The following is a 12,292-nucleotide window of genomic DNA, read 5'->3' on the forward strand; positions in this document are numbered from 1 at the left end:
TAAACAGTGAAAACCGAACTGCCCGATAACGAAACCCGTGTGATCGAAGGTATCGTCACGGACCTGCTTGTAGCAAGCGAATGGGACGATTTGCTCGACAAGATCAGCAAGCATTGCCGGGTCGGTACGGCGGTAGCCGGCGGCGATGCGATGCAGGCCGGATCGTATGGCCGGATTCCCCCTTCGCCGGGCATCATGGGATGCGGCGAATACGACGATTACTTTGTCTGCCTGGTGGGCCAGCAAGTGCTGTGGGGGGGAATCAGCGGTGCCAATAAACTGCCGGTCGGTAAAAAGATCAAGGCCGTGGTCGAGCAGCACGGCGATGTACTGGTCGCGCGCGGCATGATCAGCGAAGACACGGGCCTGGCATGGCTGCGCCACGTACGTGGCGGCACAGCCGAACGAAGGAACAATTTCAAGGTTGCCTGGTGGTGGTTCTGCTGCGCCATGGTCTTCGAGATTCCGTTCGTGCTCCTGCAGGACGTGGATTTCGGAATCGGAAAGCTCCGCGTGCTGGGCTGGGGGACGCTAGCGACGGGAGCGCCGTGTTTATGGTTCGCGATATGGGACAGTATCAACTTGAATGGCGTCGCCGATGAGACCACTGAAATCCTGCGCCAGTTGGGTTTTGCCGATCCGGAGCACGTGAACCTCGGTGGCTACCTCTACAAATACCGGAATTTTCATGAAGTAATGCACGGCGTCGAACAGTTCTGCAACCTGAACGATGTCCACTGCTACCAGCAAGCCGTGAAGGATGGCAAGCTGAAGCTGGCGGATCCGGCGGAGCGTTGATCGACCATCGACTCAGCCAATCTCCCCGATGACACCGCACCGGCGCCCGGGCAGGCCGCGCGGACGACCTGGCCGAGGTGGCTCGACAATAACGCAGCGGACACCATGGCCACATAAAACAAAAAGCCTTCGATTCGCGAACGAATCAAAGGCTTTTCTGAATTCTGGTTGCGGGGACAGGATTTGAACCTGTGACCTTCGGGTTATGAGCCCGACGAGCTGCCAGACTGCTCCACCCCGCGTCTGAGGCAAGAATTATATACCTTCACTTCCCATTGTGCAAGGCACCTTTTACGATGCCGGAACAGCCAGGCCAGGAATGCGATTATTGCAAGGAAACGGGGCAGTACCGCGCTCCGGCAGTCGCCAATAGTTCGGAACGCAACTGTTGCTAAAATTCGGGGACTGTCCCCGAATTTTAGCAACATCAGTAAAATCAAGCACTTGGCAGCTGGAGAGTGCTGCTGGGCTGGTTGTAAAACAACAGGATCAGGCAGCCGCCAGCCGCCACAGCGACGTTACCTCGGCCGAGCGGGCGGCATGCAGCGGATCTTCGGCATCGCCGGCCTTCGGGTGCACGGGTTTTACATCTTGCCGGCCCAGCACGACGAGGCCGGCTGCCGAGATCCACTCGAGCAGCTGCTCACGGGGCCGCAGGCCCAGGTGTTCGGCCAGGTCTGACAGGATCAGCCAGCCTTCGCCGCCTTCGGTCAGGTGATCCTTCAAGCCGGCCAGGAAACCCTTCAGCATGCGGCTGTCGAGGTCATACAGCGCGTGTTCGATCGACGAGCTGGGACGTGCCGGCAGCCATGGCGGGTTACAGACGACCAGCGGCGCGCGGCCCGGCGGGAACAGGTCCGCTTCCAGCAGTTCGACCTGCTCGTCCAGTTCGAGCCTGTGGAGGTTGTCGCGCGCGCAGGAGAGGGCGCGGCGGTCCATGTCGGTGGCGACCACGCGCGGCACGCCGCGCCGCGCCAGCACGGCGCTCAGCACGCCGGTACCGGCGCCGATGTCGAAGGCCACCGTGGTCTTCTTCGGCAGCGGGGTTTCCGCCACCAGCTGCACGTATTCGCCGCGCACCGGCGAGAACACGCCGTAGTGCGGGTGGATGCGCGCATCGATCGCGGGGATCTCCACGCCCGTCTTGCGCCATTCATGCGCCCCGATCACGCCGAGCAGCTCGCGCAGCGAGATCACGAACGCATCCTCGCTACGGCCGTAGGCTTCGTTGCAGGCCAGTTTCACGTCCGGCGCGCGGCGCAGCGGAATCGTGTAGCCGGGTTCGAACGGGATCAGCAGCATGGCCAGCGTGCGGGCCCGCTGCGACTGCGCCTGGCGGTGCAGGTGGAAAGCTTCGGTCGGCGTGGCCGGGACCTTGGCGGCCTTGCGTTTCGGCTTGCCCTGCTTGCCGTCGGCGCGGCGCGCCAGCGCCTGCAGCAGTTGCCGGGCATTCTGGAAGTCGCCGCGCCACAGCAGCGCCGTGCCTTCGCAGGCCAGGCGGAAGGCGGTATCGGCGTTCAGCGTGTCGTCGGCAACCACCACGCGCTTCGGCGGCGGCATGCCCGCCTCCGAATGCCAGCGGGCGGAACGGTCGGTTCCTTGTTCGGTCCAGTGGAGGAGGGAGTTGTCCATGTGCGTCCGGTTCTGCAAAGGTGCTGCTGGGTGGTAAACGGCGAAACCGCCTGCACGGCGGTTTCGGACTGTGGCACCTATTATAGCGGGTCAGGCCGCGTCGTCCTTCGGTGGCGTGGTCGAGATGGTCAGCGGGATGTCGCCGGCCGTCTTGACGAGCGGCACGTCGACAGGGCCGGAGGACGGCGGCGCAGCCGGCAATTCCGTCATGGGCACCTTGATCGGCGCCCGGGTCTTTTGCGTCGCCTGGTCGGCCGCCGGGCCCTGGGCTGGCAACTCCGTCATGGGTACCTTGATCGGTGCCTGGGTCTTATCCGTGGCCTGGTCGGCCGCCGGGGCTTGAGCCGGCAATTCCGTCATGGGTACCTTGATGGGCGACTTGATCTTGTCAGTCGCCTCCGCCGCCGGATCGGGCAGGTAGGCCTTCACGGGCGAGGGCGGGGCATAGGTATCGAGCGACTGGGTATTCTTGACGAGCTGCATCAGCCGCATCGACAGGTTGCCCAGCACGTCGCCGTTTTCGCCGTTCTTCACGTCGCCGGAGATGCGCTTGTCCATCAGCTTGAACAGGTCGCCCAGGCCGCCCGGCCAGTCGATGTCCGGGAAGTCGAACGACGGGAGTGACTTCGCCGGATCCTGTCCGGCCACTTTCTCGTCGGACGCGAAACCGGCCGTCATCGACGCCTCGTATTGCACTTCCACTTCGAAATCGTACTTGCTGCCATCGGCCAGCGTGATGGTGCCCTTGCCCATGAAATGGGAGCTTTCATTCAGGCTGAAGGCGGAAGCCTTGCCGATGCCATTGGCACCCTCGCTGCGCAGCGTGCCGGCCGCCAGCGTCGACGACGTGTCGAGCGCCACCGAATCGAAGTCGATCGTCGCGCCTTTCGCGCTGTCGCCCAGCAGTTGCTGGGCAAACTTGCCGAGCAGGTTCTGCGCCAGGTCGATCGTGTTGTTGCCGAGCGCATCGATGCGCTGCTGCAGGTCGACCGCGCCGGACGACAAGGCGACATTGCTGCTGGCCTTGGTGGCCGCCGGCTGCTGCACGGTGCTGTTGCCGCGCGCCGGCTGCTGGGTCGAGCCGGACAGGGCGGTGTTCTGGTACTGGCGGGTGCCGAGTGGAGAGAGCGAAGACATGGCTGGCCTCTTTTTACAATGTCCCTCTACATCGGCATGCGCGCCGATTACTTGAGGAAATCAGTGGTGGTGGGTCCACAGGCCGTTCGAGGCCAGGTATGCCTGCACGGCATCCGGCTGCCCGATGGCATGCAGCTTCACTTCGCCGCAGGCGCACACGCCGGAATACGGCGTGATATGCGAGCAGGCGGATACTTTCTGGACGGTGACTTTGACCGCCTTCGCGCATTTCGCGCACTTGAACGTCAGGGTACGTGGTGCTTTCAACATGTTTTCAACAACGCCAACAACGGTTTAGGGTAAGGAGCCATTTTATCAGGCTACGCTCACGTGGCTGCGGCCGCCTGCACCGGGTTGCACGATGATCCGCGTGGCGATCCGCTCCGTCATCTCCTGCACGTGCGAAATCACGCCTACTTTCCTGCCCATCGCCTGCAGGTTGTCGAGCGCGTCCATCGCCACCCGCAGCGTTTCCGCATCGAGGCTGCCGAAGCCTTCGTCGATGAACAGCGATTCCACGCGCACCCGGTTCGACGACAGCGAGGCCAGCCCCAGCGCCAGCGCCAGCGACACGAGGAACGATTCGCCGCCCGACAGCGAGTGCACGGAACGCAGGTCGTCGCCCATGTGCAGGTCGCGCACCAGCAAACCCAGCGATGGCTGCGACGGATTGTCGATGCGCAGCAGTTGGTAGCGGGGCGCCAGCTGGCGCAGGTGGGCATTGGCATAGCCGAGCAGCACGTCGAGCGTGAATTGCTGGGCGTAGTTGCGGAACTTCTTGCCATCGGCCGAACCGATCAGCTCAGCCAGCCGGGCCCAACGCCGCTCGCTGGCTTCCTGCCGCTCCAGGCCGGCCAGCATCGCGCTGGCGCGGCGGCGCCGCTCGTCGTCCTGCGCCAGCGCCACCTTCAGGGCGGACACGCCTTCCTGGGCGGCGCGGCGTTCGGTGGCCAGCGCGTCGAGTGCTTCGCGCAAGGGCTGCGGGCCGCCTTCGGCGCCGGCCGGCGCCGTGGCGCGATGCTGTTCCAGCTGGGCTTCGCGCTCGCGCAGCACCGCCACTGCCTGCGCCACTGCGCCATCGAGCGCCTGCAAGGCGTGGCGTTCGGCGCGGATCGCTTCCTGTGGATGCGCCAGCAATGCCAGCAGCTCGTCCATCGAGGCGACGCCGTCCACCGGCGGGGCGAACAGGTCCGGCTCGGCATGGGCGTGCCGGAACGTTTCCAGCCACGCGGCCAGGTCGCGGTGCGCGATGCCGGCCGCTTCGTCCAGTTCGGCGAGGCGGCGCTGCGCGTGCACCAGCGCCTCGTCGCAGCGGACCCGCGCCTGGGCGGCCTGCTGGCCCGCTTCCTGCTGCGCGCGCAGGGCGGCATGAGCCGCTTCGCAGGCGGTGCGCAGCCGCGCTTCCACTTCGCCCACGGGCGCGCCATTCCACAATGCCACGCGCTGGGCACGCGCCGCCTGCAGCGCCTCGTCCGCCGCCAGGAAGGCGGCGCGCGCGGCATGCTCGTCGGCCGCCACTTTCGCGTGCGCTTCCTGCAGGGCCGCCAGTTCGATGTCCAGGGCGGCGATCTTCGCGGCCCGTTCATCCAGGTCGGCGTGCTGCTTTTGCCATTGGCGGCTTTCGGCCTGGCGCAGCGCGTGGAAGTGCTCGGGGTTCTGTTTCCAGTGATCCTTCCAGCCATCGGCTCCCGCTTCCGGCGCATCGGCAAAGGCGGCATCGAGATCGTCGAGCAGCGCATCGAGATGGTGGACCGCGTCGATGTGCTGCGAGCGCAGCGCTTCGGCCTGGGCCTGTGCCTGGGCCAGCGCGGTCGCGGCGGCCGACAGGGCGGCCTGGCTGCGCGCCTGTTCCGCGGCCGCCCGTTCGCAGGCGCCTTGCGCGCGGTCGCGCACGGCGGCGGCCTGGCGCATCGCCTGCTCTTGCCGCGCCACGTCCTGCAGCGCCGCGCTGGCAGCGGCGAGCCGGCCGGACAGCCAGGCGGCACGCTCGCCGTCGCCAACCGCGATGCCGTCGTCTAGCGTTGCCAGCGCGGCGTTCCAGCGTTGCGCCAGCGCCGCGAGCGCCGGCGCCAGCGACGCCAGCTCCTCGCGCACCTGCGCCAGCCGCGCCGCGTTCGATGCCGCCAGCGCCCGCTGCGTCGCCTCCTGTTCGATGGTGCGTTCCTGCGCCGTGCGCCACTGCGCCACGTCGGCCCGCAACGCGGCGAGCATGCCGCGCAGCTGGTCGTTGCCGTGGTATGGATGGTCGGCCGAGCCGCACACGGGGCAGGGCGCACCGTCTTCCAGCGTGGCGCGCAGCTGCTCGACGCTTTCGCCGCATGCCGCCTCGGCCAGCGCCAGCGACCGTTCGGCCTGGGCCAGCGCGGCCTTGCCGGCGGCGAGGTCGGTGCGGGCCGCTTCGGCCAGCGCCTGCGCCGCGGCGCGCGCGCCCTCCAGCTGTCCGGCCTGCGCCACCAGCGCGGCATGGCGGTCGTTGCGCGCGGCCAGGTCGAGCCACAGCCGTTCGCCATCCTGCAGCGCGGTGCGGCGCGCTTCCAGCACCGTGCGCCGCGTGCCCAGCGCCTCGGCATCGAAGGCGGCCAGCGCCGCCACGGCCGCGGCGCGTTCCGCTTCGGCCGCGCGCAGCTTTTCCGCCGCGCCGGCCAGGCCGGCCTGGGCCGCCATCTCCTCGTTGCGGTGATGCGCGGCGCGGCGCTGCGCGTCGGCCAGTTTCGTGGCGATCGCCGCGCCGTGGTGGGCGGCGCGGCCTGCCTGCGTGAACAGTTCTTCCCAGCGTGGCCACTGCTGCGCCAGCACGGCCCAGTGCCGGTGCGATTCCAGCCAGGCGTGGCCGTATTCCTGCGCGGCGACGAGGCCGCGACGTTCATTGCGCTTGTCCGACAGCGCGGCCGCCGCCGCCGTCACGGCCGCCACGGCGGCGTCGCGCGCGGCACGGGCTTGCGCGTGCTGCGGCTGCATGGCCTCGATGCGGGCGTCGAGCGCCTTGGCCCGGTCCAGCTGCGGGCCGGCGTCGCGCCGGGCGGCTTCGGCGGCATCCACCCCCTGCGCCGCCTGCTGCTGCGCGGCCGCGGCGGCAGCCTGGGCCAGTTCGGCCTGTCCCGCCTCCTGGCGGCAGCGCTCGATGGCGGCACGTGCGCCGGCCGTGTCGAGCGCCACGCGCTGGACCGCGTCGTGCAGTGGCCGCGCTTCCTGTACCGCATCGAGCTTGTCGAGTGCCGCGCGGCGCGGCGCGGCCGCCGCCACGTCGGCAATGCGCGCCTGCCGCGTGGCCTCGGCCTGCGCGATGCCCTCGGCCAGCCGCGCCGCGCCCTCGTGCCAGCGCAAGTCCGTTTCCAGCGCGGCCTTGCGGGTGTCGAGCACGGCCAGAGCCGCTTCGGCCTGCCGCGCCTGCGCTTCCGTTTCCGCGCGCTCGTCGCCGGACAGCGGCTTCTGGTCCGCCAGGCGTGCCAGCATCTGCTGCAGCGCCTGCGCCTCGCTCTTGTGGCGCTCGTGCGCGCGGCGCGACAGGTCGCTGTAGATCGTGCTGCCGGTCAGCGTTTCCAGCAGCAGGCCGCGCTCGTCGTCCTGCGCCTTCAGGAAGGTGGCGAACTCGTTTTGCGCCAGCAGCACGGCGCGCGTAAACTGGTCGAAATTCAGGCCGATGCGTGTTTCGATCTCGGCCTTCACCTCGGTCTTGGTGCCGCCGATCGGCTGCAGTTCGGGCAGCCGGTGCAGCGTCATCGCGGTCGGCTGCAGCGCGCCGGTGGCCTTGGTGCGCGAGCGCCGCACGCTCCAGCGCGCCCGATAGGCAATGCCGTCGCTGCCCACGAAATCGACTTCCGCATGGCCTTCCGGGGTGCCGCGGCGCAGCAGCGTGCGCGAGTCGTCCGAGCCGATCGGGTCGCCCACGTCGGGCGTCTTGCCGCGCGCATGCACCAGGCGCGGCGTGCGGTCGTACAGGGCCAGGCACAGCGCGTCGAGCAGCGTGCTCTTGCCGGCGCCGGTGGGGCCGCTGATCGCGAACAGGCCGGCCGAAGCCAGCGGGTCGCTGCCGAAATCGACCGAGAATTCATCGGCCAGCGAGGCCAGGTTGCGGCCGCCGATACGCAGGATCCTCATCGCGCCGGCTCCGCCAGCAGCAGTTCGGCGAACGCGGCCATCTGCTCGTCCGGCGCATCGCTGCCGAACTTTTGCCGGTACAGCCGCGAGAACACGTCGGCCGGCTGCAGTTGCGCGAGCTGGTCCAGCGAGACTGCCGCCTCGTCGAGGGAACCGCCGCGGCGCGCGCTGCTGGTCTCGATCTTCGCCAGCCGCACGTGCTTGCCTTCCAGGGCCGCCTCGATGCGGGCACGCAGGCCGGGCTCGGGGGCGTCCAGTAGCACGCGCACTTCCAGGTAAGGCTGCGCATACGCTGGCGCCAGCGGAAAGTCGAGCGCTTCCAGTTCGTCGAGCACCTGGTCGAGCGGCGCGGGCCGCGTCGGCACGCGCAGCAGGTGGACCGCGCGCGGCACCGGAACGGCCACCGTTTCGCGCAGGGCACCGCCGTCGAGGTCGACGCGCAGCACCTGGTGCTGGTAATGCACTTCGGAGAACGACAGCGGCAGCGGGCTGCCGCAATAGCGGATGTGGGCATGGCGGCCGATCTGCTGGGCCAGGTGCAGGTGGCCCAGCGCCGCATAGGCGATCGACGGGCCGAAGATCCCGGCCGGCAGCATCTCGGTGCCGCCGATGACGATGCGGCGTTCCGAATCGGCCGACATCTGCCCATCGACCATGTGGCAGTGGCCCATCGCCACGATGGCCTGGCCGGGCTGGCGCAGCGCCTCGGCATGGGCCAGCGCCCGCTGGTACAGTTCGGCGATGCCGGCCAGGTACGGGTCGCCGCCGCCTTCCACGCGCGGCACGTCGGATGGCCGCAGGAACGGCACTGCCAGGCACCAGGCGGCCACCGCGCCGTCGCGGTTGGTCAGCGGGTGCACCAGGCGGGCCACGTCGATCGCGCCATCGGCCGTGCGCTCGACATTGCCGACCACGCGCGTGCCCAGTTCCTCGAGCAGCGGGCCGGGCGCGTCGATGCGGCCGGGCGAGTCGTGGTTGCCGGCCACCAGCATGATGTCCAGCCCGGGCGCGGCGGCCCTGGCCTGGCGCAGGAAGTGGTACAGCTGGCGCTGCGACGCGGCGGACGGATTGGCATTGTCGAACACGTCGCCGGCGATCAGCAGCGCGTCAGCCTGTTCGGCAACGATCGTATCGAGGAGCCAGTCGAGGAAGCACTGGTGTTCGTAGTGGCGGTCGAAACTGTGGAGCGACTGGCCGAGGTGCCAGTCGGAAGTGTGCAGCAGGCGCATGAAGGTACCAGACGAAGCGAAGGCTCGATGGAGGGGTGGGCCGGAAGCGCGACAGTGTAGCGCATCCCGGCCGTGGCGGATAGCGCCGCCTCCGCCGTGGCTGGCAGCCGGGCGCCGGATCAGCCGGGTGTCGCGGCTGCCTTGCTGCGCCGGCGCGCCGCGGCCGCCAGCAGTACCATGCCGGCGCCCAGCATCGCGTACGTGGACGGTTCCGGCACGGTCACGACCAGGTTATAGTCGAATCGCTGGGCCAGCCCGGTGCCATCGCCCAGCAGGGTCGGATCCACGTCCGGCGCCACTTTCCAGTCAAAGATCGAAAAGCCTTTTGTCAGCGGGTCCGCGTAATAGGCGGTGGCCGGCTCCAGGACGGACTTGATGCCGAACTGGTCGGCCGCCGTGAACACGTATTGCTGGATGGTGGCCAGGTCGCCGTACGTGTCGGGATCGAAACTGATGCTCTGGTAGAAGCGCTTCGTGGTGCGGCCGGCACCATCCGTATCCGACAGGATCTGCGAGCTGACCTGGCCGATCGCGTCCAGGCTGTACACCTGCCCGTCCAGCCGCAGCGAGATCTGCAGGTCCGCATCGGTGGCTTGCATCCAGGTGTTGTCCACGCTGGTCATCACATTGGCGCTGTCGAAGACGCTCGTCACCGTCAGGTCGAACGCACGGCTGCCGACGATATCGCCTTCCGGGAACAGGCCCGGCAAGTTGAATGCCGCGGTCGACCCGGCGGTGTGGGTGGTGATCGTGTAGATATCGGCCATTGCCGAGGAGCAGGCCAGCGCGGCCAGCAGGGCCGCGGTGCCGCGCAGTGCCGCCGGCATACGGCGCCGCGGCAGCGAAGGGTGATCGAGGAAAGCATTCATCGTTAGGGCTCCTGAAAGTCAGGCCGCGGACGGCAACTGCGAAAAATATACATGGATGAGCATTTCCGGGGCGCACTGTTAAGGCCGTTCGTCACGCCACGGCGCCCGGCTGCAGCCCGGCCAGCGTGCCGCCGGTACGGAAGGTATTGCGGCCGGCCTGCTTGGCTTCGTACAGCAGCGCGTCGGCGCGCGCCAGCAGCCCGGCCGCGTCGAGGTCGCCGCCAGCATAGAAGGCGACGCCGATGCTGGTCGAGATATCGGCCCGCACGCCATCCAGGTCGAACGGCGCGGCCACCGCGGCCACCAGCTTGGCCGCGGTGCGCTCGGCATCCTCGCAGCGGTGCAGGCGTTCCAGGATGACGGTGAATTCGTCGCCGCCCAGCCGTGCCACCGTGTCGGTATCGCGCAGCGCATGGGTCAGGCGGCCGGCGAATGCCTTCAGCAGCGCATCGCCCACCGCGTGGCCGTGGGTATCGTTGACGGGCTTGAAGCGGTCGATATCCATGTACATCACCGCCATCAGGGAACCGTTCGCGCGGCTGTGTTCCATCGCGGCACCCAGCCGGTCCATGAAGCCCGCACGGTTCGTCAGGCCCGTCAGCGCATCGATGGTGGACAGGCGCAGCAGGTGCTGCTTCTCGCGCCGCAGCGCGGTAACGTCGGTGCGCACCACATGGAAGCCGACCACGGCGCCGTGCTCGTCGTCCCACTGCGGTATGTAGCGTACCTCGAAGCTGCGCGCGCTGCCGTCCGGCTGCGCATCCTCGACTTCCTCGAACGCGACAGTCTCGCCGGCCAGCACCCGCCGCACCCATGGTTGCAAGCTCGCATAGCGCCGCTCGCCGATGATGTCGCGCGCGCGCCGGCCGATCGCCTGCACGCCCATGCGCGTGAATTCCTGTTCGTAGACCAGGTTCTGGAAGCGGTACACCTCGTCGGTGTCGACGTAGGCGATCATGGCCGGCATCATGTCGGCCAGCATGCGCAGGCGCGCCTGCTGCTGCCGGCTTGCCAGCTCGGCCTGCTTGCGGGCCGTGATGTCGCGCGTGGTGACGGCCACGCCGTCGTCGATCGCCACGATCTGGTGCTGCAGCCAGCGTGGCGTGCCGGTGCGGGTTTCGAATTCCTCTTCCAGCGGCTGGCCCGTGTCGAGCACGCGGCGGTACTTGTCGAGGAAGCCTTCGGCGCGCCACGCCGGCACCAGCGCGCCGATGCGGTGGCCCAGCAGCGCGGCGCGCGGGTGGCCGAGGATGGCGGCGCCCCGCTCGTTGACATCGACCAGGATGAAGTCGCCGCCGCAGGCTTCGCGGCAAGCCTTGAGCAGGAATACCGCATCGAGGCTGGCATCGGCCGCGGCGCGCAGCTGGCGCTGCGCTTCGTGCGCCGCCTGCGTGCTGTCGCGCAGGCGCCGCGCCTGCTGCATCAGGGCCGCCACGAAGGCCAGCACGACGGCCGAAGCGATGGCGGCGGCGGCCACGTAGATCGCGCGGCGCCGCTCGAAGCGGGCCAGCGCATGCGCCTTCGCGTGGCCGACGACGGCCGTCAGCGCGAAGCGGGGCATGTCGCGGAAGGCGTAGATGCGTTCGGTGCCGTCGACCGGGCGCCGCGCCACGGCTTCCTCCGCACCGCCTGCCGCATCGCCGCGCGCCGCGCTGAACGCCAGCGTGCCGTCATTGAACACGCGCTCGTCGATGCGATTGGTCGACAGGCCGGTATCCCTGCTCAGCAGGCCGACATAGCCGCCCGGCCCGGGCTCCAGGCGATCGTAGTCGTCGACGAAAAGCGCCGGGTCGACCAGTATCACGACGGCGCCGGCGAAGCGCCCGCCCGCGCCATCGAGGCGGCGGGCGATGCGGATGTGCCATGCATGCGAAGCGCCGGCGGCCGGATTGGAAAACTGCGCCGTGTCGCTGTGCGATCCGGCCAGGGCGCGGAACCAGCCTTCGGCCCCGGCCTGCGCGGCGAACCTGCCATGCAGGCTGGCGGCGAGCCGGCCATCCGCTCCGTACAATGCGACCGGCAGCGCCAGCCTGCGCGGCAGCAGCGACGCCAGCAGGCCATCGCGGCGCCCGAAATCCTGCACGCGCAACGCGCCTTCGGTTTCCTCGAACTTCAGCTTGAACAAATGCGTCGCGTGCTCGACCTGGCGCAGCAGGAAGCCGGTGTTCTCGGCGAGGGTGCGGGCCTGCGCGTGGCTCTGCAACACCGCCTCGTGGCGTGCCGCGGCCCGTTCCTGGCGCACCTGCCAGTACACCGCGGCCCACATCGCCGCCAGTACCACGGCCGCGAATGCCGGCAGCAGCGCCGCCCGGTACAGCTCGCGCCATGCGCTCATTCCATCCTTCCCCACCGGTTCTCCGCTGATTGTTTGGCTTGTCGGGCTGCCTGTCGGGCTGCTTGTCGGGCTGAACGTTCGGCTGACTGCTGCGCTGCTGGCTGATGATTGCTTACCCGCCAGTATTTTGCCCGGAATCGCCGCGTTCAGCAGGAACGGTGCGGCGCACCGCCAACATCCCTTAGAATGGGCTG

8 protein-coding genes and 1 tRNA gene are annotated in these 12,292 nt (G+C 68.7%); 1 reads left to right on the forward strand and 8 read right to left on the reverse strand.

Features of this window, described 5'->3' with window-relative positions; genetic code table 11:
- The first annotated feature begins 6 nt into the window (after positions 1-6).
- Positions 7-798 (forward strand): hypothetical protein, encoded by a 792-nt coding sequence (locus tag EYF70_RS07500; protein ID WP_131144846.1) that lies wholly within the window; start codon positions 7-9, stop codon positions 796-798.
- Between the two features lie 165 nt (positions 799-963).
- Here EYF70_RS07500 and EYF70_RS07505 read toward each other — a convergent pair.
- The 8 genes from EYF70_RS07505 to EYF70_RS07540 form a co-directional block, all read right to left on the reverse strand.
- Positions 964-1,040, reverse strand: a tRNA-Met gene (locus EYF70_RS07505).
- A 247-nt stretch (positions 1,041-1,287) separates the two neighbouring features.
- A complete protein-coding gene (locus EYF70_RS07510) occupies positions 1,288-2,430 on the reverse strand; it encodes a methyltransferase (protein WP_131144847.1) in 1,143 nt (380 codons plus the stop codon).
- A 90-nt stretch (positions 2,431-2,520) separates the two neighbouring features.
- Positions 2,521-3,567, reverse strand: a complete 1,047-nt coding sequence (locus EYF70_RS07515; protein ID WP_131144848.1) for a hypothetical protein — start codon at positions 3,565-3,567, stop codon at positions 2,521-2,523.
- Between the two features lie 60 nt (positions 3,568-3,627).
- On the reverse strand, positions 3,628-3,837 hold the full coding sequence (locus tag EYF70_RS07520; protein ID WP_131144849.1) for a hypothetical protein: 210 nt from the start codon (positions 3,835-3,837) through the stop codon (positions 3,628-3,630).
- Positions 3,838-3,882: 45 nt separating this feature from the next.
- A complete protein-coding gene (locus EYF70_RS07525; RefSeq protein ID WP_131144850.1) occupies positions 3,883-7,665 on the reverse strand; it encodes an AAA family ATPase in 3,783 nt (1,260 codons plus the stop codon).
- Positions 7,662-8,894 carry an exonuclease SbcCD subunit D C-terminal domain-containing protein gene (locus tag EYF70_RS07530; RefSeq protein WP_131144851.1) on the reverse strand — a complete coding sequence of 411 codons (1,233 nt, stop codon included), beginning with the start codon at positions 8,892-8,894 and terminating at the stop codon, positions 7,662-7,664. The genes EYF70_RS07525 and EYF70_RS07530 overlap by 4 nt, the downstream gene beginning before the upstream one ends.
- Before the next feature lie 119 nt (positions 8,895-9,013).
- On the reverse strand, positions 9,014-9,763 hold the full coding sequence (locus EYF70_RS07535) for a PEP-CTERM sorting domain-containing protein (protein ID WP_229420740.1): 750 nt from the start codon (positions 9,761-9,763) through the stop codon (positions 9,014-9,016).
- Positions 9,764-9,854: 91 nt separating this feature from the next.
- Positions 9,855-12,098 (reverse strand): diguanylate cyclase domain-containing protein, encoded by a 2,244-nt coding sequence (locus EYF70_RS07540; RefSeq protein WP_131144852.1) that lies wholly within the window; start codon positions 12,096-12,098, stop codon positions 9,855-9,857.
- Positions 12,099-12,292 lie beyond the last annotated feature (194 nt).

Source organism: Pseudoduganella albidiflava (assembly GCF_004322755.1).
Classification (GTDB): domain Bacteria; phylum Pseudomonadota; class Gammaproteobacteria; order Burkholderiales; family Burkholderiaceae_D; genus Rugamonas; species Rugamonas albidiflava.

Coding starts and splice junctions, on each gene's coding strand:
- EYF70_RS07520 (WP_131144849.1), bottom strand. CDS start 3,837: ATGTTGAAAGCACCACGTACCCTGACGTTCAAGTGCGCGAAATGCGCG.
- EYF70_RS07525 (WP_131144850.1), bottom strand. CDS start 7,665: ATGAGGATCCTGCGTATCGGCGGCCGCAACCTGGCCTCGCTGGCCGAT.
- EYF70_RS07540 (WP_131144852.1), bottom strand. CDS start 12,098: ATGAGCGCATGGCGCGAGCTGTACCGGGCGGCGCTGCTGCCGGCATTC.
- EYF70_RS07530 (WP_131144851.1), bottom strand. CDS start 8,894: ATGCGCCTGCTGCACACTTCCGACTGGCACCTCGGCCAGTCGCTCCAC.
- EYF70_RS07510 (WP_131144847.1), bottom strand. CDS start 2,430: ATGGACAACTCCCTCCTCCACTGGACCGAACAAGGAACCGACCGTTCC.
- EYF70_RS07515 (WP_131144848.1), bottom strand. CDS start 3,567: ATGTCTTCGCTCTCTCCACTCGGCACCCGCCAGTACCAGAACACCGCC.
- EYF70_RS07535 (WP_229420740.1), bottom strand. CDS start 9,763: ATGAATGCTTTCCTCGATCACCCTTCGCTGCCGCGGCGCCGTATGCCG.